Origin of the sequence: Corynebacterium sp. H127, assembly GCF_037482665.1 — a bacterium.
Taxonomy (GTDB): Bacteria; Actinomycetota; Actinomycetes; order Mycobacteriales; family Mycobacteriaceae; genus Corynebacterium.
Map to the genome: position 1 here is coordinate 155369 of NZ_JBBHKY010000003.1, position 23334 is coordinate 178702.

The 23334-nt window shown below is 58.7% G+C and carries 21 protein-coding genes and 1 pseudogene; 5 read left to right on the forward strand and 17 right to left on the reverse strand.

What is annotated here, in order from left to right; genetic code table 11:
- Positions 1 to 23: 23 nt before the first annotated feature.
- The 3 genes from WG936_RS04735 to WG936_RS04745 all read right to left on the reverse strand — a co-directional run bounded on the left by WG936_RS04735 (position 24) and on the right by WG936_RS04745 (position 3731).
- Positions 24 to 779 carry a hypothetical protein gene (locus WG936_RS04735; RefSeq protein WP_339572229.1) on the reverse strand — a complete coding sequence of 252 codons (756 nt, stop codon included), beginning with the start codon at positions 777 to 779 and terminating at the stop codon, positions 24 to 26.
- 352 nt (positions 780 to 1131) lie between these two features.
- Positions 1132 to 2421, reverse strand: coding sequence for an adenylosuccinate synthase (locus tag WG936_RS04740; RefSeq protein WP_339564031.1), 1290 nt, complete (start codon positions 2419 to 2421; stop codon positions 1132 to 1134).
- 188 nt (positions 2422 to 2609) lie between these two features.
- On the reverse strand, positions 2610 to 3731 hold the full coding sequence (locus WG936_RS04745) for an FUSC family protein (RefSeq protein ID WP_339564212.1): 1122 nt from the start codon (positions 3729 to 3731) through the stop codon (positions 2610 to 2612).
- Between the two features lie 147 nt (positions 3732 to 3878).
- Here WG936_RS04745 and WG936_RS04750 point away from each other — a divergent pair, with 147 nt between their 5' ends.
- Positions 3879 to 4655, forward strand: coding sequence for a hypothetical protein (locus WG936_RS04750; RefSeq protein ID WP_339564032.1), 777 nt, complete (start codon positions 3879 to 3881; stop codon positions 4653 to 4655).
- A gap of 93 nt (positions 4656 to 4748) precedes the next feature.
- On the opposite strand, the gene fbaA is transcribed toward WG936_RS04750, so the two are convergent.
- From fbaA to clpB, 9 genes are all read right to left on the reverse strand, one after another.
- Positions 4749 to 5783, reverse strand: a complete 1035-nt coding sequence (gene fbaA, locus WG936_RS04755) for a class II fructose-bisphosphate aldolase (protein WP_339564033.1) — start codon at positions 5781 to 5783, stop codon at positions 4749 to 4751.
- A gap of 106 nt (positions 5784 to 5889) precedes the next feature.
- Positions 5890 to 7056 carry a glycoside hydrolase family 76 protein gene (locus WG936_RS04760; protein WP_339564034.1) on the reverse strand — a complete coding sequence of 389 codons (1167 nt, stop codon included), beginning with the start codon at positions 7054 to 7056 and terminating at the stop codon, positions 5890 to 5892.
- Between the two features lie 11 nt (positions 7057 to 7067).
- The gene (locus WG936_RS04765; RefSeq protein WP_445227932.1) at positions 7068 to 7721 is read right to left on the reverse strand and encodes a TrmH family RNA methyltransferase; all 654 of its coding nucleotides are present in this window, start codon (positions 7719 to 7721) and stop codon (positions 7068 to 7070) included.
- Positions 7711 to 8250, reverse strand: a complete 540-nt coding sequence (pyrE, locus tag WG936_RS04770; protein WP_339572230.1) for an orotate phosphoribosyltransferase — start codon at positions 8248 to 8250, stop codon at positions 7711 to 7713. Before pyrE ends, WG936_RS04765 begins: the two co-directional genes overlap by 11 nt.
- A gap of 19 nt (positions 8251 to 8269) precedes the next feature.
- The gene (locus WG936_RS04775) at positions 8270 to 9526 is read right to left on the reverse strand and encodes a hypothetical protein (protein WP_339572231.1); all 1257 of its coding nucleotides are present in this window, start codon (positions 9524 to 9526) and stop codon (positions 8270 to 8272) included.
- Between the two features lie 11 nt (positions 9527 to 9537).
- Complete coding sequence (locus WG936_RS04780) at positions 9538 to 10365, reverse strand: sulfurtransferase (protein WP_339572232.1); 828 nt, start codon at positions 10363 to 10365, stop codon at positions 9538 to 9540.
- Positions 10366 to 10403: 38 nt separating this feature from the next.
- The gene (locus WG936_RS04785; protein ID WP_339564039.1) at positions 10404 to 10724 is read right to left on the reverse strand and encodes a branched-chain amino acid transporter permease; all 321 of its coding nucleotides are present in this window, start codon (positions 10722 to 10724) and stop codon (positions 10404 to 10406) included.
- Positions 10717 to 11397 (reverse strand): AzlC family ABC transporter permease, encoded by a 681-nt coding sequence (locus WG936_RS04790; RefSeq protein ID WP_339572233.1) that lies wholly within the window; start codon positions 11395 to 11397, stop codon positions 10717 to 10719. Before WG936_RS04790 ends, WG936_RS04785 begins: the two co-directional genes overlap by 8 nt.
- Before the next feature lie 137 nt (positions 11398 to 11534).
- Entirely contained in the window at positions 11535 to 14078 is a 2544-nt protein-coding gene (gene clpB / locus WG936_RS04795; protein ID WP_339572234.1) for an ATP-dependent chaperone ClpB, read from the reverse strand.
- 152 nt (positions 14079 to 14230) lie between these two features.
- Here clpB and WG936_RS04800 point away from each other — a divergent pair.
- Positions 14231 to 15327: pseudogene (locus WG936_RS04800) on the forward strand (NAD(P)-binding domain-containing protein).
- An 8-nt stretch (positions 15328 to 15335) separates the two neighbouring features.
- Here WG936_RS04800 and WG936_RS04805 read toward each other — a convergent pair.
- Positions 15336 to 16655 (reverse strand): MFS transporter, encoded by a 1320-nt coding sequence (locus WG936_RS04805; RefSeq protein WP_339572236.1) that lies wholly within the window; start codon positions 16653 to 16655, stop codon positions 15336 to 15338.
- Positions 16656 to 16683: 28 nt separating this feature from the next.
- On the opposite strand from WG936_RS04805, the gene WG936_RS04810 reads away from it, so the two are divergent.
- Positions 16684 to 17775: a hypothetical protein gene (locus WG936_RS04810; protein ID WP_339572237.1), complete on the forward strand. Its 1092-nt coding sequence runs from the start codon at positions 16684 to 16686 to the stop codon at positions 17773 to 17775.
- On the opposite strand, the gene WG936_RS04815 is transcribed toward WG936_RS04810, so the two are convergent.
- Positions 17764 to 18537: a carbon-nitrogen hydrolase family protein gene (locus tag WG936_RS04815; RefSeq protein WP_339572238.1), complete on the reverse strand. Its 774-nt coding sequence runs from the start codon at positions 18535 to 18537 to the stop codon at positions 17764 to 17766. The genes WG936_RS04810 and WG936_RS04815 overlap by 12 nt on opposite strands.
- Positions 18538 to 18630: 93 nt before the next feature.
- On the opposite strand from WG936_RS04815, the gene WG936_RS04820 reads away from it, so the two are divergent.
- Positions 18631 to 18864 carry a hypothetical protein gene (locus WG936_RS04820; RefSeq protein WP_339572239.1) on the forward strand — a complete coding sequence of 78 codons (234 nt, stop codon included), beginning with the start codon at positions 18631 to 18633 and terminating at the stop codon, positions 18862 to 18864.
- The gene (locus WG936_RS04825; RefSeq protein WP_339572240.1) at positions 18851 to 20026 is read left to right on the forward strand and encodes an alpha/beta hydrolase; all 1176 of its coding nucleotides are present in this window, start codon (positions 18851 to 18853) and stop codon (positions 20024 to 20026) included. The genes WG936_RS04820 and WG936_RS04825 overlap by 14 nt, the downstream gene beginning before the upstream one ends.
- A gap of 3 nt (positions 20027 to 20029) precedes the next feature.
- On the opposite strand, the gene exaC is transcribed toward WG936_RS04825, so the two are convergent.
- The 3 genes from exaC to dnaJ all read right to left on the reverse strand — a co-directional run bounded on the left by exaC (position 20030) and on the right by dnaJ (position 23322).
- The gene (exaC, locus tag WG936_RS04830) at positions 20030 to 21550 is read right to left on the reverse strand and encodes an acetaldehyde dehydrogenase ExaC (protein WP_339572241.1); all 1521 of its coding nucleotides are present in this window, start codon (positions 21548 to 21550) and stop codon (positions 20030 to 20032) included.
- Between the two features lie 198 nt (positions 21551 to 21748).
- Positions 21749 to 22141 carry a heat shock protein transcriptional repressor HspR gene (locus WG936_RS04835; RefSeq protein ID WP_339564049.1) on the reverse strand — a complete coding sequence of 131 codons (393 nt, stop codon included), beginning with the start codon at positions 22139 to 22141 and terminating at the stop codon, positions 21749 to 21751.
- A gap of 11 nt (positions 22142 to 22152) precedes the next feature.
- Positions 22153 to 23322, reverse strand: coding sequence for a molecular chaperone DnaJ (gene dnaJ / locus WG936_RS04840; RefSeq protein ID WP_339564050.1), 1170 nt, complete (start codon positions 23320 to 23322; stop codon positions 22153 to 22155).
- Between the last annotated feature and the right edge of the window lie 12 nt (positions 23323 to 23334).

Consider the following 23334-nt stretch of genomic DNA (forward strand, 5'->3'; position numbering starts at 1 on the left):
GTTGTGCACCGCGGGTTTTAGCTTCAGGTTAAGACCACACCAGCGTTTCTGTGGTGCTTAAGCCACGCCTGTGGCAACCACACGACAAGAATATAGGCAATGAGGAACGTGAGGGTCTTATCCAGTGGGTCGCTGAAACCGAAGCCGTCCTGAAAGCCGATGGTGGTGTAGCGGATCTCATTTAGTAACTGCGCAGTGCTCGGCTGCCCCTGCCTAATAATCGGCCCTAAGAGGGTGATGTTGAGCGGTGCTGCGAGTAGCGAAGTGAGCAGTCCCGTGAACAGGCCGTTGATAAGTACCGGAACGAGGTTAGCCATGCCGCCCAACTCGTGAGATTTGCCCGCAATAATGGCAACCACCATATTGAGCGGGGCGAAGAGCAGCATGCCAGGATCCCATAGTGCCAAAATCAAATAGTAGGATGCCGAGCACGCAACCCCGAAGCGAGTACCCAAGAGCAAAGCTGCCGCGATGCAACCGATGGTGTCGAGGTACAGCGGAATGCCGGTGTGCCAGAAGGTTTTACCCATCCCCACGTCCAGCAGAATGAATGCTGCCAGTAGGCCAATGTTTCGCCAGGACAGCTGCTTGGTGCTTGCGAAGAGCGCAGCGCCAAGAATGAAGAGGTTTGTGCAGATCACCACGATCTGAATTGGCTCGCCATTAAAAGTATGAATGTTTTCCTTGGGAGGGAAAGCCAAGACTACTACCCAGTTGAATACCACTAGTAAAAGCACCATCGCGTCAAGAAGCACGCGCCACCGTTTGAATTTGTACATAGCTCCCTTGAAGTTGCTGGCTGCGTGACACCCGCAGGCCGTTTGGGCCCAGCCAGCATCGATCTGGCAACCAACCGGCAGTAGCATTCGCCCGATTGATCGTGGAAAACACGGTGATCTCTCAGTGTTTGCTGGTCAGGGACTATTGTCGACTTATCTCGAAGATGTCCAGCACACCTAAAATCAGCTCCACCTAAGTGCTAAATCAATCCTATCTGGTCACCATGCCGTGCTAACTCAGTGGCCTGCGCAATGGGCTATTCGCGGCAGCATTGAAACAAGAAAACAGCTCCCACGATTCATATCGCGGGAGCTGCCTTCTAAACGTGCTGTAGTGCAATCGTCTGGGGAACTAGTCGGCCATCACGTCATGCCGCACGATTGTCTGGTCGCGACCTGGGCCGACACCGATGTAGGAGATGCGGCAGCCGGAGAGCTCCTCCAAGCGCAGGACATAATCCTGCGCCTTCTGCGGCAAATCCGCGAAAGTCTTGCAGTCGGTGATGTCTTCGTCCCACGCTGGCATCGTCTCAAAGATCGGTTGTGCATGGTGGAAGTCGGATTGCGTCACCGGCATCTCGTCGAATCGCTTGCCGTCGACGTCATAAGCGACGCAGATAGGGATCTCGCCGATACCGGTGAGCACGTCCAGTTTGGTCAGGAACAGATCCGTGAACCCGTTGACGCGAGAGGAGTAGCGGGCGATGACGGAGTCGTACCAGCCACAACGACGCTTTCGGCCGGTGTTAACGCCGATCTCACCGCCTGTGGTCTGCAGGTATTCGCCCCACTTGTCAAAGAGTTCGGTCGGGAACGGACCGGCACCAACGCGGGTGGTGTAGGCCTTGATGATGCCCAGCGAGTGCGTGATGCGAGTTGGCCCGATGCCGGAACCGACACAGGCGCCACCTGCCGTCGGGTTGGAAGACGTCACGAATGGGTAAGTCCCGTGGTCAACGTCCAGCATTGTGGCTTGGCCGCCCTCCATGAGGACATTCTTGCCAGCGTCGAGGGCCTTGTTGAGTTCAAGCTCCGCCTCAATGATCATCGGACGTAGGCGCTCTTGGTAGCTGAGGAAGTACTGCACGATTTCCTCTGCGACGATGGACTTGCGGTTGTACATCTTCACCAGCATCTGGTTCTTAACGTCCAGTGCAGATTCCACCTTTTGCCGCAGAATGGACTCATCAAAGATGTCCTGGATGCGGATGCCCACGCGAGCCACTTTGTCTGCGTAGGTTGGACCGATGCCACGGCCTGTTGTGCCGATTGCGCGTTTGCCCAGGAAGCGTTCTTGGACTCGGTCGAGGACCTGGTGGTATGGCGCTACCACGTGTGCGTTTGCGGAAATACGCAACCGGCCAGCATCGCAGCCACGTGCGATGAGGCCATCCATTTCTTCAAAAAGCGCTTCCAGGTTGATCACGACGCCATTGCCCAGTACTGGGGTAGCATTTTCACTCAACACACCAGCTGGCAGGAGCTTGAGCTCATACTTTTCACCGCCGACAACAACGGTGTGACCTGCGTTGTTACCACCGTTTGGCTTCACAACATAATCGACGAGGCCGCCAAGGATATCCGTGGCTTTGCCCTTGCCTTCATCGCCCCATTGGGCGCCGACAATCACGATTGCAGCCATAGTTAACGTCACTTCCGATCAACTCGAGTAGCGTCCCACATCTAGGGGCGCATAAGACGTTAACTAATTCTACATGCTGTGAAGGATCTCCAAATTCATGCGGGCCATGACCTGAGTTGCGCCGACACCAGTGGGTGAAAACTGTTTTCCAACTCCGGGGCTACTTCATAGCAGCTCAGGACACTGAGTTACAGGTCCTCGATGACCTCGGGCGGGAAGCCCGGATGTGATGAAGTAGGCACGAGTGCCGCCACTGCAGAGCGACGAGACAGCCCACATACCTGGAGCAAATCCACGATCAAGGAACGCGTTTGCCCCAGAATCATCAGGGTGGAGAACGCGTCCGGATCAGCCAAATCTGGTGCGGCCTGTGCCGCCAACTTGCGCAGCCTGTTCGCTAACTGTGGCAGCTCCGGAGCCATGGACGCATCAGTCCGGTACCAAAACACCTCTGACAGGTCGTGGGAAATTTCGGCAAGCTCATGAATCAGTTCCATCTGCCCCTGCGAGAGGGGTTCTTGGTCGTCGAGAAGCACCACCGCACGCCGCGCCAACACCCGGGTATTGCGCATCGCGTTATCCACCGGGTTGAGCACCCGGAGGATGGAACGCAGCTCGCGGCGACGTTTCCACATCAGCGGTGAGGCATTCACTACTTCCCTACTGGAGTTGGCGGTGTTGATCATGTTGTTGATCGCGCCTTGGGTGCCGCGCGCCTTTTGCAGCGCCGCGGCGAGCTGCTTCGAATCACCATGATCCATCGCATCGGCGACGTCCGCCAGGACCGCAGACGTCAAGCCCAAAATGCGGGCGATCTCGCGCCTACCGCCCTTCAGTGGCGATTGGGGAAGCAAGGCCATGACCACGATGCCCACTACCCCGCCGATAAACGCATCGACCATGCGGTCCATGCCACCCGAAGTTCCAGGAGGAAGAATGGTTGCGATGAGGACCGAAGCGAAAGCGGCCTGATTCGCGGCCAACACGCCTTTATCAACGAACATCACCGCAGTCACTGAGATCACTACCCCGACCGCAATTTGCCACACCCCGGCACCAAAATAGTTGATCAACAAGTCCCCCAACCCGACGCCAATGCCGACGCCTAAGACGAGTTCAAAGGCTCGTCGCATGCGGTCACCACCGGTAGCGGACAGCACGATGATCGTAGCCATCGGGGCGAAGAACGGTTGTGGGTGTCCAATGAGGTGCACGCCGATCCAGTAGGAAAGGCCAGCCGCGAGCCCCAGCTGCACTATGTACAGCCACGAGGTGCGCACTCGCTCAAAACCTTCACGAAGGCGGCCGATCGTTAACGCCGTTGCGGCTTTCTGCTTGCTTCTCACGCTTGCCCAGCTTATACGCCTTCTCCCACCGCCCGCTGTTGTTCCCCCGTTGACCGCACTTTTATGCCCTCAGCTGCGTACTTTGCGAGCCACAAAGTAAAATTGTTGGCTATGCGACGAATCATCCTGCAGTGTGGCCAGGCACCGCCGCACCGGACACGCGTGGACACTATCGAGTTGCCCACCATTCCTTCCCAGCGAGATCTGCGCTTCCTTGAACCAATCGCTCGGAGCGCACTGGAGAGCGATCCGACGCCCTCACTCGCGGAGATTCAGCAACAACCCGATGTGAAGCCCTTGGGCGCTCCGCAGTTGGCGCCGCAGCGGCCGTCGACAAGCGTGCGCTTGGTGGTGCGCGGCAACGACGCCGCACTGTCCGCAGTGCTCACTCGCCTGATGCGCCAAGACGACATGTGGATTGAGGTCGCTTTCGCCCCGACTGGGCCGTCCATTGCCGCCGAGAATTGGAAGCTCCCGGGTTTGGACTTTGCGCTTGAGGGCGAGGTCCAGCCCGCTCCGCTCATCCGCGATGATGCCGGCATTGCGGTGGCAGGATCCGCGGCCATCGTCGACTGGGATGGCGGCGAGGTTACCGGGGAGGTCATCGTTGATGACCATGTTCTGCTGCACACGCAACAGCAGAGCGACAACTTCGGGGTCCGGCTCGTCCCCACCACCGATGCACCCGGCATAGCGGCTGTGAAGAAGGTGCGGCAGCGTGCTCGGATTCGCAGCGAATACGACCTCCGCAGCCTGGCAACAGGTCGTGCGCTGCAGGCGGGCGGACGCAACCTGCGCGTGCTTATCGACGGCGAATCCCGCAAACGCCCTGTCGAGCGTGCGACGTTTTACCGCCATCTCCGCGACCTACAGGTGGTGCGCCCTTAACTGGCCACACCAGCGTGCAGTCGCTGGACCGGCACTGCCTAAAGAAGTGTGCCCCGGGAAAAATCCCGGGGCACACTTTTGTTGCAGCTTAGCTTACTTGGAAACCGAGGTTCCTACGGAGTGCAGGTCCTGGCAAGCCTCGATAATGCGCTCAGCCATGCTCTGCTCAGCCTTCTTCAGGTAGGAGCGTGGGTCGTAGGCCTTCTTGTTGCCAACTTCGCCGTCGATCTTGAGCACACCGTCAAAGTTGGAGAACATGTGCGCAGCGATTGGGCGGGTGAAAGCGTACTGGGTATCAGTATCGACGTTCATCTTGATGACACCATAGCGCAGTGCCTCTTCGATCTTTTCCTTCTCGGAGCCGGAGCCACCGTGGAATACGAAGTCGAAAGGCAGCGCGTCGTCGCCGAGGCCCAGCTTCTTGCGGGCGACCTGCTGGCCTTCCAGCAGCACCTCTGGGCGGAGCTTGACGTTGCCTGGCTTGTACACGCCGTGGACGTTGCCAAAGGTAGCGGCCAGCAGGTAGCGTCCCTTTTCGCCGGTGCCGATGGCATCGATGGTCTTCTCAAAGTCTTCAGCGGAGGTGTACAGGTTAGCGCCAGCCTTAGCTTCAACGCCGTCTTCTTCGCCACCGACAACGCCGATCTCAACCTCAAGGATGATGTTGGCGGCCTTAGCCTTTGCCAGCAGCTCCTGGGCGATCTCTAGGTTCTCGTCGATTGGCACGGCAGAACCGTCCCACATGTGGGACTGGAACAGTGGCAGCTCGCCACGGTCGACGCGCTCCTGGGAGATCGCCATCAGTGGGCGGACGTACTCGTCGAGGACTTCCTTCTGGCAGTGGTCGGTGTGCAGCGCAACGTTGATGCCGTAGTTCTTCGCAGCCTCGTGTGCGAAAGCTGCGAGTGCAACTGCACCGGCGACTTTGTTCTTTACGGCAAGACCGGAGCCGAACTCTGCGCCACCGGTAGAGAACTGGATGATGCCGTCAGACTCTGCCTCCGCAAAACCCTTCAGGGCTGCATTGATGGTTTCAGAAGACGTGCAGTTGATCGCTGGGTAGGCAAAGCCACCCTTTTTAGCGCGATCGAGCATCTCGTTGTAGACCTCGGGAGTTGCAATAGGCATAGTCTGGGACCTCCAGGTTGGTTGGAAAAATTACCTACTTTCCGATTATGCCCGTAAAACCGGCGCCGTGCTGTGGTCCACGCATTTGGAGGTATCGCTCCCACACCTATTTTTCTACAGCGGTCACCTTAGCGGCTGCTTCTAGCAGCATCCATCCCGAAAGCTGTACAGAAAGGTCTCGTTCCGGCACCGCAGAACCCAGCACAGCGCCGCTGACGGAACCTGAGTAGGCGCTGCTCTTCGGAACCTGGGCATCCCGCGTCCAGTCTGATGGAAATACCGGAAGGCCATCGATTTCCAGCCGGTGGTTCCATACCGAAAGCGCAGAGGCGCTCACCAGTCGTGCGGCTTTCCGCTTTGTCTCCCGGGTGGCCTGGGAGTCCCCGGGGAGGCGTACTGCTACGTCGGCAAGGTAGCGCGCCAAGATTCCCTTGAACAGTCCACCGTCGCCGCCGAAAGTTTCGCAATTGATCACGCCTTCTGGGGTGGCCAGATGGGTTTCTACCGCGGAAACAAGTTCGCGGACACGGGCAATGTAGGCGTAGGCGTCGTGGGCACGTTCGGCGTCATCAAGCGTCGCAAGATCCTTGATTCCCTCGTGTGCGAGGATCCCCTCGGCGATCTCCAGGCAGGCACCCATCATGACACCCTGGCAGTACGGGTGGATATAGCGGACTACCTCTGGACCGTGCATCCGCATACGGATACCGTCCATGACCAAGCCTTTTTCGTCGATGAGGTTGTCAAAAACCCAGTCGGTAAGTACGCGCGCCTTGGCAATTTTCCCGATCCGCGCGAACATAATGGCCGCGGGGCCATTAGTGGGCACGTTGTAGAAAGTCTCATTAGTCCGCCACGGCAGCACTCCGGTCAAGGTGTCAATGCCTGCCGCGATATTGTTCTCGAGGGAACGCAGGTTCTTGCTTTTCGACGCCCGCTGCCAACGGCCCGCGGCAAGGGCGAGCCACGACTTGTCGTCATAGTAGCGATTGACAGTCAGGTTGCGAATATTGCGCAAGCGGATTCCCCGCATCGTTTCCCGGATGCGCTTCTTACGCTTCTTCGTCGGGCGCCGCAGGGCGGCATCAATCTGGCAGTCCAGGTAGTGAGCCTGCCACCAGTAGTGCCAGCGCAGGAACAACTCGTCTTTGGTAGTTGCTGGCCAGCTAATGACAGCGAGATTTGTTTTCGGGATCCCCCACAGTTTCCGCGCGTGCCGGTCGGTGATCGCCGACTCGGCGAGATCCGCCCTATGGGACCATTTTTCTTCCATTGGCTGACTCCTCACCAAGCGTTCTCAAGAGATGCATGTTGCCGGATCCATGCGTGCATGGCGATCCCGGCAGCAACACCTGCGTTAATAGATCGGGTGGAACCGAATTGCGCGATGGAGCACGTCATGAGCGCTCCTTCGCGCGCCGCTTGCGTGACCCCCGGCCCTTCCTGACCAAACAGTAACAGGCATTTGTGCGGCAGGCTCGCTGTTTCTAGCGGGATTGACCCCGGGGTGTTATCGATCGCCACGATGGTCAGCTCCTGCGCGCGCGCCCAACTAATGAGCTCGTCCACTGTTGCGTGGTGCATTAGGTGCTGATAGCGGTCCGTGACCATCGCTCCACGCCGATTCCACCGCTTCTTTCCCACGATGTGCACGGTATCCACCGCAAAGGCATTTGCCGTGCGCACCACAGTGCCGATATTGGCATCGTGCTCGAAATTCTCAATGGCGATGTGGAGCGGGTGTCGCCGTGTATCGATGTCAGCGACGATTGCCTCGCGCGTCCAATAGCGATACTGGTCCACAACATTCCGCTTATCGCCCTGCGCAAGCAGCTCAGGATCAAACTTGGAATCGCTTGGCCATTCACCCTCCCAGGGCCCAACACCAACGCGAGATTCAAACCACTCGGTGGGCCCTTTAACTTGTTCAGAGTCCAAGGTCAGCCAAACCCAAAAGGTAGCGGTATTCCAGGCCCTCGGCTGCGATAACGTCGCCCGCGCCGGTGTTGCGATCCACGACGGTGGCCACGCCCACGACCTCCGCACCGGCCTCTCGCAAGGCAGCTACCGCGGTCAACGGGGAGTTGCCGGTAGTGGTGGTGTCTTCCACCACGAGTACTTTCTGACCAACCACATCAAAGCCCTCAATGCGCCGCTGCATGCCGTGCTTCTTAGCTTCCTTACGCACCACAAAGGCATGGATCTCACGGCCCGCGGCGTGCATGACTGAGGTTGCTACTGGGTCCGCGCCCAAGGTAAGACCACCGACCGCGACGTAATCCCAATCGGAGGTGAGCTCACGCAGCAGTTCACCGATAAGCCGTGAGGCCTGAGCGTGCAGCGTGGCACGGCGCAGGTCAACGTAGTAATCCGCTTCCTTCCCGGAGGATAGCGTCACCTTGCCATGTACGATGGCCAATTCTTTCACCAGCTCGGCCAGCTGCTGCTTCTTCGTTTGGTTTACCATGTGTGCTCCTTAGGCGGTTTTAGAAGATTGTGGGTTTGGTATCGCGACGCACCACTCTTGTGCCGTCACTTTCTGGCAGCTCAGCAGGCCCCTCGGCAATCGCGCCGACTTCATCTACTCCCACCGGACGTGCTTCCACAACACCGTGGGCAGCGCGCTGCGCCCTGCTCGGCATTTCGACAGGGTCCTCCGAACGCGGCACCCTGAGTAGTTCCGGTTCTTGCTGCTTTTCGACGAGCACTGGATCGCCCACCGGGCGAGTTTTCACCGGAACCTCTAGGTTCCGAACGGCACGTGGTGGCAGTATCCGCGAAGCATCGGCAATCAGCGCAAGCGGCTCTATCATCCGATCCCAATCCTCGGAAGTAGAACTCTTCTGGGTTTGGGCTAGGACCCAATCCGACTCTGCCCACACCGCTGTCACAGCTGCAGGCATGGCTGCTAGCGCTGCGATAATGCGCTCGTCGATGGCACGCTCGGCGGCACCGAAATCGTTGGATAGGATCGCGAAACCTGAAACTTGGGTCACGGGGAGGAGATCGTCGGAGTCGTCGTCAAGCAGCTCGCCAACGCGGCGGGCATCGAGCACGACATCGCTGGCGGCGGTGCGCCGAATCGCCATCACTGGCACGTTTTCCAGATCGACCAGGTACATTTCATATTCCAAGCCGAAGCTCTCCACCACTCCGGAGACCACTTCGCGTGGCGCTGCACCAGTGGCTGCGGCGCCACGCGACCACTCGTCAGTTAGATAATCATCAGCCTTGGCGTAGTCGAAGCCACGGTCGCTCGCCCAGTGTTTGCGCTCGCGACGCGCACCACCCGGCAGTTTGAGTCCAAGGCGGTGCTCGCGGTGTTCCCGAGGATCTGACTCGGTCACTGCGTCTTCGGCATGTTTTGCCACGGGTTCTGATGGAGCCGCCGGTTCCGCCACCTCGATGTCCGCAATTACCTCAGCGATCGAGTCTGGTTCTGGCTCCGGTTCCGCAATCGGCTCCGGTTCTGGTTCTTCCCCTAGATCAGGTTCAAGGTCTTCCACTACCTCGATCTTGCGGGCAACACCTGGTGTCAGTGGTTCGGACAACTCATCCCAACCAATTGCTGGGCCAGCGTTTGCCAACACCTCAGTCCCCTGAGTGCCCCCACCGCCTAGTTCAGCCGGGGTTGAATCAACTTCTGACGCGTCCTGAGCCGACTGCTGCTGTTGACGACGCGAAAACCACAGCAGAAATACTGCGATGGCAATGAGTAGGAGAGCTGCAAGAATAAACCACACGGGGATAAAGCTTAGTCGACCCGCTGCACCGGATTACTACGATCGGCGGACCACTGCGACCAACCACCCACAAACAGCGCGGCACCAGGCAGCCCAGCGTGGTGCATCGTCGCGATCATTTGTGCCGAATGCAGCCCGGAACCGGAGTAAACGATGACGTTTTCACCAGAGGTCACCCCAATTTCCGCAAACTTTGCCCGAATCTCCTCCGGGGACTTGAAGGTGTAGTCCTCATGCAAAAGATCCAAGCTGGGCAAGTTCACGGCACCCGGGATGTGACCTGCTTTGAGATCGAGGGATTCCTTCTGTCCGGAATAGCGGGAACGCTCACGGCAGTCGACGAGAATCCCCTGATGTGCCTTCACGTCCTCTAATGTTGCGGTCGGTAGTTGGCCAATGTGCGGCCGTAGTGTGCTGGTTGCCGGGAAGTTACCGGGACCACCAACGACGGGCAGCCCGGCGCGCCTCCAGCCGTCAATGCCACCATCAAGGATCCGGACGTCCGGAACACCCGCCCACTTCAGGATCCACCAGGCACGGGCGGCAAGAAAGCCTTTGCCGTAGTCATAGACCACAACCGGGCTTTCGGCGTTGACCCCCATTTTGACGAACCACCGCTGCAGCTGCAGCGGGTCCGGCAACGGGTTGCGCCCTTCTTGACTCGAAGGAATTCCTGCTAGCGCTAGCGAGGTGTCGCAAAACTGCGCGTTTGGGATGTGTTCGGTGAGAAAGCGGGTCAGACTCGCGCCCATACCGGGCTCCCACACGGATGCGACGATCGTGGTTTTGCGGGAATCCCGTACGCGTTGTACAAGGTCAGCCGGGGTGATGGTGATCATGGCGCCAAGTCTAGGCGGGACTGCGGGTAGGTGCAGCATCAGGCTAGGAACGTCGAGAAGCAGACGCACACAGCGGTACCGGCCACGATCGACAGCACCGCGTTACGACGCCAAGCGTGCACTACTACGGTCGCAGCCAACCCGAGCCCGTATCCCACATTGATGTTGGTGCTGCCCCAGTTCACTCCCGTCAAACAGTAGAGGGCAAGAATAAACATTGCCCCCATAGGCATCCACCGGCCGAAGTTCTCTAGCAGCGCCGAACCGTACAACCGGGTTTTGACCAGGAAGGGCACTGTGCGCAAAGCGAAGGTCACGGCGACGCAGGTGGCGACGGCGAAGAAGAAGTAGCTACTCATGGCGTCCCACCACCTTGTGACGAATCACTAGTGCTACCGCAAACAAGGTCATTGCGATGAGCATCATTTGTTGGTGTCCGAACATCGCGCCCACCCCAGCAGCGCCAAGAGCCAGCAACAGACCAACCGCATCTTTGTTAACGTGCCAGGAATCCATGGCCAGCACCACAAACAGGGCGATGAGGACAAAGTCCAATCCCGCCAAACCACCAAGCAGGCGCGCACCAAACACTGCGCCTATCAGCGAGCCACCCGCCCAGGACAAGTGCAGCCCGACGTGGATCCACCACATTACTTTTGGGTCGCGTTCTTCTCGTGGCAGCCCCATCACTACTGCAAAAGCCTCATCAACCATGCAGAAAACTATGTAGAGCCGTTGCCATGGCTTCTTGAAAGCTTCAAGGGGGTAGGTAAGCCCATAAAAGAGGTGGCGAAAATTGATGAGCAAGGTGGCCACAGCGATACTCAGCAATGGTGCGCCCGCAGCGATCAAACCGATGAGAATGAACTCCATGGAACCGGCGAGAACCGTGAGGGAGATCAGGGGCGCTGCCCACCACGGAAAGCCGTTGTCCACGGCCAATACTCCGAAACCGATACCCAGCACCATAATGCCAAACCACACCACGCCGGCTTTGGAGATGGCGGTGTGGATTGGCGCACGCTGGGTCATAACCGGTCATTGTAGTTTTGTGTGGGCGTCCCCATTCGCACTGGGGGTACGGAGGGAAAACTGCCCCATGGAAAGCTGTTCCACCTCAGCCTTGTCGGGCGGGCAACTCATTTCCACGGGGCAGAATCAGGCTGGATCTAGGCCGAGAGCTCCAGCGACTCACCGCCATCAGCAACATCCACGTGTACGGTGTCTCCGTCCACGACGTCGCCGGCTAGCAGCTTCTTGGCCAACTGGTCGCCAATAGCCTGTTGGATGAGGCGACGCAGTGGACGCGCGCCATACGCTGGGTCGTAGCCGCGCTCCCCGAGCCACAGGCGGGCCGCATCGGACACCTGCAGCTGCAGCTGGCGGGCAGCCAAGCGAGCTGCCAACTGCCCCACCTGAATATCTACGATGCTGGTCAGCTGCTCCTGAGAAAGAACGTCGAAGATGACCACGTCGTCGAGGCGGTTGACAAACTCTGGCTTGAAGGCATGCTTTACGGCATCCATCATCTGTTCCTTGGTGCCACCAGCCCCCAGGTTAGAGGTGAGGATCAGCAGTGTGTTGCGGAAGTCCACGGTACGGCCTTGGCCGTCGGTCAAGCGACCTTCGTCGAGGACCTGCAGCAAAATATCGAAGACGTCTGGGTGAGCCTTCTCCACTTCGTCGAAAAGCACGACGGTGTAGGGGCGGCGGCGCACAGCCTCGGTTAACTGGCCACCTTGGTCGTATCCAACGTATCCCGGAGGGGCTCCGACGAGGCGGGCAACAGAGTGCTTCTCACCGTACTCGGACATGTCGGTGCGAACCATGGCGCGTTCATCATCAAAGAGGAATTCCGCGAGAGCCTTCGCCAGCTCCGTTTTACCCACACCGGTAGGGCCCAGGAAGAGGAAGGAACCGGTTGGGCGATTTGGGTCGGCAACGCCGGCGCGGGAACGGCGCACGGCATCAGAGACCGCTACCACTGCGGCGTCCTGTCCGACCACACGTTTACCCAGTTCAGCCTCCATGTTCAGCAGCTTTTCCGTTTCCCCTTGCATCATTTTTCCGGCTGGGATCCCAGTCCAGGCGGAGACCACATCGGCGATGGTATCCGGCGTGACTTCCTCCGTGACCATGGATGCCTGGATCTTGGACTCAGCTTCCGCAACTTCCTTTTCCAGCTCGGGAATCCGGCCGTAACGCAGCTCGGCAACCTTACCTAAGTCGCCCTCACGTTCCGCCCGCTCAGACTCGCCGCGCAGACGCTCCAATTCCTCTTTCGCGGTGCGCACCCGATCGATGGAGGACTTCTCATTAGCCCAGCGGGTTTTTAGTTCGCCGAGCTTCTCCTTTTCATCGGCAAGCTCCTGGCGCAGCTTGTCGAGGCGGATCTTGGATGCCGCATCAGTTTCCTTCTCCAGCGCCATCTCTTCCACTTCGAGGCGACGAACCACGCGTTCAAGTGCATCGACTTCCTGCGGGGAAGAATCGATCTCCATGCGCAAGCGCGAGGCCGCTTCATCAACAAGGTCGATTGCCTTATCTGGCAGGAAGCGCGAGGTGATGTAGCGATCGGACAGCGTCGCAGCAGCAACTAGCGCCGAGTCTTGAATGCGTACGCCGTGGTGCACCTCGTAGCGCTCCTTCAGGCCACGCAGGATGCCGATGGCATCCTCGACTGAGGGCTCACCGACATAGACCTGCTGGAAGCGACGCTCCAGCGCGGCATCCTTCTCGATGTATTTGCGATACTCCTCCAAAGTGGTGGCGCCGACGAGTCGCAGTTCACCGCGGGCAAGAAGCGGCTTGATCATGTTCCCGGCATCCATTGCAGACTCACCGGAGGCACCGGCACCCACAATCGTGTGCAGCTCGTCAATGAAGGTAATGACCTGCCCTTCGGCGGCCTTAATCTCGTCAAGCACAGCCTTAAGTCGCTCTTCGAACTCACCGCGATACTTCGCCCCGGCAACCATCGAGCCGAGATCTAGGCTAATTAAGGCTTTCCCTTGTAGAGATTCAGGTACGTCACCCGCCACGATTCGACGCGCTAGCCCCTCGACGATCGCCGTCTTTCCAACGCCAGGCTCGCCAATCAGCACTGGGTTATTCTTGGTGCGACGGCTCAGCACCTGGACTACGCGACGAATCTCTTCATCACGTCCGATAACCGGATCAATCTTGCCTTCACGGGCCAGCTTGGTCAGATCGGTGGAGTACTTCTCCAGCGCTTGGAACTGTCCCTCCGGGTCTTGGGAGGTGACCTTCTGAGAGCCACGCACCGCAGTGAAAGCGCTTTTAATAACGTCATAGGTGGCGCCACGAGACTTCAGGATGTCAGCAGCATCGGAATCGCCGCGGGCAATTGCCGCCAAGAGCACCTCAGTGGAGACAAATTCATCTCCTAGCTCGCCGGCCAGCTCCTGAGCTGCAGTGAGCACATTGAGGGCGTCGCGATTGAAATTCGGGTTGGCCAGGTTCGTCCCCGAGGCTTTGGGGTAGCTATCAACCTTCGATTTCGCCTCGCCCAACACCGTTTTAGGGTCCGTGCCTGCGGCCTGTAGGACAGGAGCGGCAATGCCATCAGCCTGCTCCAAAATTGCGACAAGCAGATGTGCGGGTCGGATATCTGGGTTTCCGTTAGCGGAAGCGAGTTGCAATGCTGACTGCAGCGCTTCCGAAGTCTTAGTGGTTGGGTTAAATGAATTCATATTTTTCCTCTCTTTCTACTAGTTCTAACGCTCAACAGATTGAGCGTGTTCCACTCAACTCACGGAAACCTTGTGATATGCAACTCATTTAAAGTTGACAACGCCTGACTCAAGAGCTTGCTCCGAGTCTCACACATGCTTACCCTGTTGACGTGACCCCATTTAAAGTAGTGGTAATCGGGGCAGGCCAGGCAGGACTCGCTTCCGCGCAGCAACTCACCAACCGCGGTCTTCGCCCCGGCAGCGACTTCCTCATCCTCGACGCCAACGACGGCCCCGGCGGCGCTTGGAGGCACCGCTGGGACTCCTTAACTCTCGGCAAGACCCACGGCATCGCCGACCTGCCCGGCCTAGCGGCACCACGTGGCGACGACACCGTTCCCGCGTCACGTTTAGTCTCCGAATACTACGGATCCTACGAAGAGGTGTTTAACCTGGCGGTTCGACGCCCTATCCGAGTGCTACGCGTCTCCCAGGACAGCCCACACGTGCCATTTCAACTTGAGCTCTCCTCCGGGGAGAGCATCTGCGCCCACATCATCATCTCCGCCACCGGCACCTGGGATTCCCCGTTCATCCCCCATATCCCCGGCATCGAAACTTTCCAGGGAAAGCAACTCCATACTAAAGACTTTGTCCACGCAGCTGATTTTGCGGATCGTCGCACCGTGGTCGTCGGCGGCGGACTCTCCGCGATCCAATTCCTACTCGAACTGGGCGCCGAGACCCCGACGGTCTGGGCCACACGACGGCCACCAGAATTCCTGGGCAACGCCACATCAGCGTCATGGGGATTAGACGTCGAGAAGCGGGTGCGCGCACGCACCCTGCGCGGGGAGGGCCCCGGCTCAGTGGTATCCAACACCGGCATCCCGGCGCGCACTGACTATCACGCCGGCGTTAACAGTGGTCTGCTAGTTTCCCGTGGCATGTTTGACCAGATAACACCCGAAGGAGTGGTCTTCGCAGGCACACCACCCGGCCCAGCCTATGGTTGGGACCCACTACCAGCGGGCACGTTCGTGGATGCGGACATCATCTTTTGGAATACTGGCTTCCGCCCTTCACTACAGCACCTGGCCCCGCTGCATCTGCGCTCACCACGAGGGGGAATCCACATGACGGATGAGGTCACTACCGCCAGAAACCCGCGAGTACTGCTCGCTGGCTACGGCTCGACTCTTCCACCATTGGAGCGACCCGCGCTGGTCACAGGGCCGCCTCCGCTGCGTCAAAACTGCTTAGATAGCGCGGCGGCTAGATGGCGTGGCCTTTGAGCTCCGGAAGTGCGAACGCCGCCATCGCCGCAATCGCGAAAGCGAGAGCAAAGAAGGCAAACAAGCCCATCGTCCCCAATGTGGCCAACACTGGCGGGACAAACAACGGCGCAATGATGGAAGCGATCCGGCCGAAGCCTGCTGCCGCGCCAGTCCCCTGACCACGAATATTGGTTGGATACAGCTCAGGGCCAATGGCGTACAGCGCACCCCAGGCCCCCAGGTTGAAGAAGGACAGCAGGCATCCAGCAAGGATGATCTGCCATTCGGCCGTCGCAAAGCCATACATGCCCGCGGCAACAGCAGAGCCGACAAGGAAGGCTGCCAGGGTGGATCGGCGCCCCCATGTCTCGATGAGATAGGCCGCAACGGCATATCCCGGGAGCTGTGCCACCGTGATGATCAACGTGAAGGTGAAAGACTTCACCAGGGTGAAGCCCTGCGCGTGCAGCAGCGAAGGAATCCAGATGAACGCGCCGTAGTAGGAGAAATTGACGCAGAACCAAATCACCCACAGCGCCGCAGTCCGAGAACGCACAGCCCTATCCCAAATCGAATCAGCAACAACCGCAGTTTCCATCGCCCGCGCTGGCGTCACCTTAAACGGGATCCGCGATTGCTCAAAAGACTGCACTACCGTCTCGGCTTCCTCGTGGCGCCCACGCGATTCAAGGAAACGCACCGACTCCGGCATACCGACGCGCACAATGATCGAGTACAGCGCCGGGATGCACCCTAGCGCAAGCGCCCACCGCCAACCGTCATGGCCGTTGGCAACAACAAACGTGCCGACGACCGCAGCGAGAATCCAACCCACCGCCCAGAATGCTTCCAACAGCACTACCATCCGCCCCCGCACTGCCCGCGGGGAGAACTCGGCAATCAATGTGGAAGCCACAGGAAGCTCCGCTCCCAGCCCAAGCCCCACAAAAAATCGCAGGATCATTAGCACTGCGAGCGACCCTGCGAGGGCCGATGCCCCAGTAGCGATTCCATAGATCAGCAGCGTTGCGGCGAAAACCTGTCGACGCCCGATTTTGTCGGCGAGCAAGCCGCCCAATGATGCACCGATGGCCATCCCGACGAAACCGACAGAACCTAGCCAAGACACCTCCTGTTTGCTGAGGTTCCACTGCACCGCTAGGGCTGCCATGATGAAAGAAATCAGTCCAACGTCCATGGCATCGAGCGCCCACCCAATCCCGGAAACACTGAGCAAACGGGCGTGTTTGCGGGTGACTGGTAGTTCTTCCAAACGCTGCGTGCGACTTTGTGCACACATGGAGGCGGAGTTGTCCATGTGAAGATCCTAACGGCACAATGGACGTGTGCCAGGGCCAATTACGAATGTATTGCTCGCTGAGCAGAAGGCGTTCCGCGAACGCGTACTGAGCGAGCTCTTTCTCACGCGCCCAGAAACCCGCCTGTTGTTTCCCGCAAAACAAGAAGATGCGCACCAAGAATTGGTGTTTGCACTCTCATTTATACTGGATAACGAGCTAAACGAAGATCTGGTAGTCACCTTTGCCCGGGACCACCGCGCCTTCGGACTCACACCGGAGATCGCCCAAACAGGCCTCGACATCATCCGAAAATGCATCCGGGAGTTCTGCACTGACCTCCCCTATTCGGAGGTTCACGTCGCCGACCAAAAACTCAGCAAACTGTCAAAACTGTTGGTGTCCACGCTTTCAGAGATTCCCCCCCCCGGATGGGGCAAGGTTGTAGAAGTGCAGCGTCGCTCACGCCGGATCACGGTGATTCGCCTCGAATGCCCCAATCCGATCCAGTACCTGCCGGGCCAATACCTCGCCGTCTCTTCTTCGCTCGCCCGTGGCTATTGGCCACACCTCGCTCCTGCACTGCCATCTAGCGACGCCGGTTTCATCGAGTTTCACCTCTCCGAGACCCCGGAACTTTCGCGACTCGCGGTATCCCAGCCAGGTGACGAGTGGTACTTCGGGCCCGGGCATGGCAACCTGCATCTGAGCGGCGAAAACGATGCGCTTTTGATCGCGCGGGGCACCGGCCTCGCGGCACTCCGGGCAATCCTGCTAGACCAAATTATGCGTGGCACCACGAACCGGATACACCTGTTCTTCGGCGCGGAGTTCCCCGGGGAGCTCTATGATTTGCAGGGATTGTGGCACATTGCAGCAAACACGCCGTGGTTGTCGGTGACACCGGTCGTCGAGAAGTCCGCGGACGAGTGGTGGGTTGGTGCGACCGAACACTCTCAGGCTCCGCGCGGATTGCACCTGCAGCAGGTGGGGACACTTGCTGCTTCGGTGAGTTCGTGGGGAACCTGGGCGGATCGCGAGGTACTCATTTCCGGCGCTCCCGAGTGGGCGCAGCAAACACGTGCGCAGTTGATCGAAGCTGGCACCCCAGCAGACAACATCCAGGTGCTAGCCCTGTAGGACGGGCAGTGCAGCACGCGCCTTATCTACGTCACTGAGTTCAATCTCGGCTACCAGCAACTCTTCACCGTAGCCAGCTTCAACGATGCGTTTCCCGGTCGGGCTGATAAGTGCAGAATGACCGATTCCCGTGGGATCGCCGGGTGTAGCCTCCGGCGGCTGTGCCTGGCCCACCGCAACCACGAAGCTGGTGGAATCCAATGCACGAGCGCTCCCCAGCAGCTGCCATTGCCGCAGTTTGTCTTCTCCATTAGCCCATGATGCCGGCAAGACGATGATTTTGGCGCCGCTACTAGCTAGTGCCTTGAATTGCTCTGGGAAGCGAATGTCATAGCAGGTAGCAAAACCCAACTCTCCCCAGGTCACCAGCTCCGCCCCGGGCGCGACCGTATCCGATTCGGTGTATCCGAAGGCATCATAGGTATGCACTTTGTCGTAGCGTTTAACAGCCTGACCGTCTGTGATCAACAGTGTGTTGTGCACCCGGTTGAACTTGCCCTGGGTATCCGCCGGGGTGAACATTCCGACCACGATCATGGCCTTGACCTCGGCGGCGAGTTCCTTAATGGCCGTACCGAAGGGACCATCGATGGGTTCTGCGGCTTCATCCAGCCGCCCCGATTGAAAAGCTTTCATCGCCGCTTCTGGAAAGACGATCAGCTCAGCTCCACGTTGCGCAGCTTCCCGCGCTGTGTCTTGAATACGAGCCAGGTTGTCTAGCTTATCTCCAGAGGAAAGGATCTGTGCCAATGCGATCTTCATGGCCCCCAAGCTTATGTGGATAGCCACAAACTATCCACAGATCTGCGAAACCGGACCTTGCTCACATAGCATCCAGTCCGCACCATGCAGGGCATGAACATCACCACCACACCCACACAACCACTTGAGTTCCCCACACATTTCCCTGATCTGCCAGGTAGTTCGCTCACCGCGGCAGCGTTGTCCACCGCGAGCGCGAAGTGGCGAGAAGAATCCAACCGGCGCTCCCAATCCCTGCAGGCGAGCCACCGGCAAGTACTCAGGACCATCGCGCAGCTACGGACGCAGGACGACATGATCACAAGGACGCTGCGTGCTGCCGGTTAGGGCACCTGAGCTTTACGACGCCGCCCGCCAGCTTTCCCAGCTCGCCACCCGGCAGTCTCAAGCTCTCCACGCCAATGACCAGCGGTGGGAAACCCTCTTTGCAGCCGGTAGCGATGCCGACTTTCTACAGGCTGCCCGGCGTTCCGATTCCGCGACTGCGAAACAACAAGCGCAAGTAATCAGTCAGATGAGTGCTGTCGCTGGGGTGCTCTCCCGGGCTGCGGAGGTTGCCGCTGCGCTGGAGATTGACGTCGATAAGCTCACTGCTTCCCTGGATCGCATCGGGCAGCGCTCCCGTTCAGTAGATCTCCTCCTAGCGGAGATTGCTGAGTTAGGAAAGGCGGTGGATCGGGCTTGCGCGCAGGAAATCACTGCCATTTGCACTGAACAACAACCAACGAACACCACGCTCAGTGACTTTTCTAATGCCAGCCAGCAAGAAATCCACGAGTTTGTGGTCAGTACCGCCGGTCCAGAAATCCGCGCCCTAGCCGAGCGATTCCCCACAGCTCGTTTCATGCCGGCCAGCGACGGCGTTATCTTGGCCTTTGGTGAGATAGACACCGCACCCGCCGTCACTACCCTCGTGCCAGGAGTGGGGTCAGCAGATCCTGCAGACTGGGCAGAGTACGCCACCCGGGCACAAGGAATCTCGCGCACCACGGGTGGCGCCGCAGTGCTCTGGATCGACTATCGCGCGCCGAACAACCTACTCGCGGCTACCGCTACTGGCCCCGCGAGTATCGGTGCTACGCGGCTGCGAGACTTTCAGGCGGAGCTCAAGCGGCGGGCCGCGCGAGTGGGCAATGAACCTCATCTCACGGTGGTTGGTCATTCCTACGGGTCAGTTGTCACCGGCCATGCTGCGCAGGGCCGTGGTCTAACCGCTGATGCAGTGGTGTTCGCGGGTAGTCCCGGTGTCGGAGTACACCGTGCCGATCAGCTCAACCTCAAGTCTGAGCGTCCACGGGTGATCGCCACGACCTCCACTGCAGATCCGATCGGGCTCTCGGTGACCGCCCGCAGCGGTGTCCACGGTCCTGATCCCGCCGACCCGGAATTTGGGGCGGAGGTATGGCCGGCAGCCGGCGGGCACTCGGCATACTGGACTGATCCGGAGTTTCACCGCCGGTTGCGCACACTGCAGGATAGGAATCCTTGAGGATTAGAACAAGCCGGTCGGCTTCTCGTCATAGGACACCAGCATGCACTTGACTTGCTGATAGTGGCTCATCATCATGGCATGGTTTTCCCGGCCGATGCCCGATTGCTTGTAGCCGCCGAAGGCCGCATGCGCCGGGTAGGAGTGGTAGTTGTTCACCCACACTCGGCCCGCCTGAATCGTGCGGCCAGCCCGGTAGGCGGTGTTGCCGTTTCGGCTCCACACCCCAGCACCGAGGCCGTAGATCGTATCGTTAGCAATCTCCATGGCTTCTTCGAAGGTTTTGAAGGTAGTCACTGCGAGAACAGGGCCGAAGATTTCCTCTCGGAAGCACGCCATGTCATTGGAACCCTTGAAGATGGTCGGCTCGATGTAGTAGCCGCCTTCCAAACCGTCGATCTTGTTGATGCCACCGCCAGTGAGCGTCTCTGCACCCTCAGCAGGGCCGGATTTGAGATAGCCGGTGATCTTGTCCATCTGCTCCTGAGAAGCCTGCGCGCCCATTTGCACTTCGGTATCAAGCGGGTTGCCAAATTTAAGGGATTCCACCTTCTTCACCGCACGCTTGAGGAACTCCTCCGCGATGTCTTCATGGATGAGCGCCCGAGATGGACAGGTACACACTTCGCCCTGGTTGAGTGCGAACATGGCAAGGCCCTCCACGCACTTGTCTAGGAAGTCATCATCCTTATCCATGATGTCCGGGAAGAAGATCGACGGCGACTTGCCACCGAGTTCCAGAGTGACCGGAATGATCTTGTCCGAAACTGCGGAGTGAATGATCTTGCCGACCTCGGTAGAGCCCGTAAACGCGATTTTGCTAATCCGCGAGCTAGCCGTCAGGGCGGCACCTGCCTCAGCACCGAGGCCGTTCACCACATTCAGCACGCCCTTTGGCAATAGGTCTGCAATGAGTTCGATGACGTAGAGGATTGATGCCGGCGTTTGCTCAGCGGGCTTGAGGACGATGCAGTTACCGCCGGCGAGGGCAGGCGCGATTTTCCACGCAGCCATGAGCAGCGGGAAGTTCCAGGGGATGATCTGCCCCACCACTCCGATTGGCTCGAGGAAATGGTAGGCAACGGTATTGTCGTCGATTTGCGACATGCGCCCCTCCTGGGTGCGCACCACCGACGCAAAGTAGCGGAAGTGATCGATTGCCAGGGGGATATCGGCAGCAAGAGTTTCGCGCACAGCTTTACCGTTGTCCCAGGTCTCCGCGACCGCAATCTTTTCGAGGTTCTCTTCCATGCGCTCGGCTATGGCGAGCAGCAATGCTGCTCGTTCCGCCGGGCTGGTCTTGCCCCATACATCCTTTGCGGCATACGCCGCGTCGAGCGCTTTCTCGATGTCATCGGAATCAGAGCGGGGGACTTGGCAAAAGACTTCACCGTTGACTGGGGAGAGGTTATCCATGTAGTTGCCATTAACTGGAGCCACCCACTCTCCACCGATGAAGTTCTCGTAGCGCTGCTTGAATTCTACGATCGAGCCCTCGGTGCCAGGGTTTGCGTATACCGCCATTGGGGACGTCCTTTCAAGTGCTGAGCGTGGGAAATGGTTGAATTTCGCTCAGCCTAACCAGGGGAAAATGTGTCCGCAATCACATTTACTATATTTGCAGTCCCTTCTTTGAAAGGTCGCAGCTAGGAAAGGTTTTGTTAATTAGGCAAATTTCGGACATGCGAAAGCCCGCCAGCGAAACACTGACGGGCGGACTAGCTAAGGCTTGCGCCGTTTTCGACGCGGTTCCCACATCACCACAGCGGTGGAGCGTGGCACGTGAACCAATTCACCATGACTGCGCGGACGTTGGTTGTCTGCGAGTTCACGTTTCAATTGTTCGTTTTCCGCCTTGAGCTTTTCGTTTTCTTGGGTCAACTCGATGATGGACTTAATTCCCGCAAGATTCACACCTTCTTCTTGGGAAAGTCGCTGGATCTCGCGCAGCAAATCTACGTCCCGACGCGAGTATCGCCGGCCGCCTCCCCTTGTCCGCTGCGGAATAACCAGGCCTATCCTGTCGTAGGTCCGCAGCGTTTGGGCATGCATTCCCGCGAGTTCCGCAGCGACAGAAATAACGAAGACCTCGTTATCCGCCCCTCGGCTACTCATCAGATTCCTCCTTATTCCGCCCCGACCCAATCGGCACGAGGATCATGCCCCGCGTCCTTTTCGGCCTGGACATAGCTGCGCAATGCAGAAGTTTCTGCTGCACCCATGTTTTGAGGAATGTGGACTTCTACCTTCACCAACAGGTCACCTTGCGCTCCAGAAGCACGATGTACTCCCCGATTCCGGACTCGCAGCACGCGCCCAGAAGGGGTTCCTGCCGGTATTTTCACCCGCACCGGGGCATCCAAAGTCGGAACAGCGATTGTCCCGCCAAGTGCGAGCTCACCGAAGCTTACTGGAACCGTCACCTGCAGGTCATCGCCCTTTCGGGTGAATACCTTGTCAGGTTTGACGGACACCGTGACGAATAGGTCGCCCGCCGGCTTGCCATTGGGTCCCGCTTCGCCTTGCCCGGCGAGCCGGACCTTCTGACCATCCTCAACACCGGCTGGGATACGCACCGTGATGGATCGAGTACGACGCACAGTCCCAGTTCCAGTGCAGGTTGCGCACGGATCGGTGATCACGCGTCCAGAACCACCACACTTGGTGCACGGTGCAGAGAACCCGAAGGCCCCTCGATTTTCCGAGGTATATCCCGTGCCACTGCAATCCCCACATACGGATGGGTTTCCGGATTTGGATCCAGATCCGTGGCAATCAGTGCAGGGCGCTTCCCCACTCAGTTGAATGGGGATCGTGGTCCCTTTGGCCGCTTCGCGGAATTCCAGGGTGATGGACGTTTCGACGTCGGCCCCCCGCGTTGGCGCAGCTGCTGTGCGGCTATGGCCACCGCGGTTGAAAAGGCCACCGAAGATATCCCCAATGCCACCTTCGCTAGCAAATCCGCCGTCTCGGAGAATGTCCTCGAATCCTTGGCTACCTTGAAACCCACCGGGGAAGCCCGGACCTCCTCGTCCGCTGAATCCGCCGAAACCTCCGGATGCCAGCATGGCTTTCAGGTCATCGTATTCTTTGCGTTTCTTTTCGTCGCCGAGCACGTCATATGCCTCGGCAGCCTTCTTGAAACGCTCTTCTGCAAGCTTATCGCCAGGGTTTTTGTCCGGGTGGTTATCGCGCGCTAGCTTGCGATAAGCCTTCTTAATCTCGGCATGATCAGCAGACGAGGAGACCCCCAAGTCCGCATAGTAATTTTTATCCGCCCATTCGCGTTGCGTCATCGGGCATCTCCT

What these genes read in the sequence shown, in the direction of transcription:
- WG936_RS04735 (WP_339572229.1), bottom strand. Translation starts at nt 779, where the DNA reads ATGTACAAATTCAAACGGTGGCGCGTGCTTCTTGACGCGATGGTGCTT.
- WG936_RS04740 (WP_339564031.1), bottom strand. Translation starts at nt 2,421, where the DNA reads ATGGCTGCAATCGTGATTGTCGGCGCCCAATGGGGCGATGAAGGCAAG.
- WG936_RS04750 (WP_339564032.1), top strand. Translation starts at nt 3,879, where the DNA reads ATGCGACGAATCATCCTGCAGTGTGGCCAGGCACCGCCGCACCGGACA.
- fbaA (WP_339564033.1), bottom strand. Translation starts at nt 5,783, where the DNA reads ATGCCTATTGCAACTCCCGAGGTCTACAACGAGATGCTCGATCGCGCT.
- WG936_RS04760 (WP_339564034.1), bottom strand. Translation starts at nt 7,056, where the DNA reads ATGGAAGAAAAATGGTCCCATAGGGCGGATCTCGCCGAGTCGGCGATC.
- pyrE (WP_339572230.1), bottom strand. Translation starts at nt 8,250, where the DNA reads ATGGTAAACCAAACGAAGAAGCAGCAGCTGGCCGAGCTGGTGAAAGAA.
- WG936_RS04780 (WP_339572232.1), bottom strand. Translation starts at nt 10,365, where the DNA reads ATGATCACCATCACCCCGGCTGACCTTGTACAACGCGTACGGGATTCC.
- WG936_RS04785 (WP_339564039.1), bottom strand. Translation starts at nt 10,724, where the DNA reads ATGAGTAGCTACTTCTTCTTCGCCGTCGCCACCTGCGTCGCCGTGACC.
- WG936_RS04790 (WP_339572233.1), bottom strand. Translation starts at nt 11,397, where the DNA reads ATGACCCAGCGTGCGCCAATCCACACCGCCATCTCCAAAGCCGGCGTG.
- clpB (WP_339572234.1), bottom strand. Translation starts at nt 14,078, where the DNA reads ATGAATTCATTTAACCCAACCACTAAGACTTCGGAAGCGCTGCAGTCA.
- WG936_RS04805 (WP_339572236.1), bottom strand. Translation starts at nt 16,655, where the DNA reads ATGGACAACTCCGCCTCCATGTGTGCACAAAGTCGCACGCAGCGTTTG.
- WG936_RS04815 (WP_339572238.1), bottom strand. Translation starts at nt 18,537, where the DNA reads ATGAAGATCGCATTGGCACAGATCCTTTCCTCTGGAGATAAGCTAGAC.
- WG936_RS04820 (WP_339572239.1), top strand. Translation starts at nt 18,631, where the DNA reads ATGAACATCACCACCACACCCACACAACCACTTGAGTTCCCCACACAT.
- exaC (WP_339572241.1), bottom strand. Translation starts at nt 21,550, where the DNA reads ATGGCGGTATACGCAAACCCTGGCACCGAGGGCTCGATCGTAGAATTC.
- WG936_RS04835 (WP_339564049.1), bottom strand. Translation starts at nt 22,141, where the DNA reads ATGAGTAGCCGAGGGGCGGATAACGAGGTCTTCGTTATTTCTGTCGCT.
- dnaJ (WP_339564050.1), bottom strand. Translation starts at nt 23,322, where the DNA reads ATGACGCAACGCGAATGGGCGGATAAAAATTACTATGCGGACTTGGGG.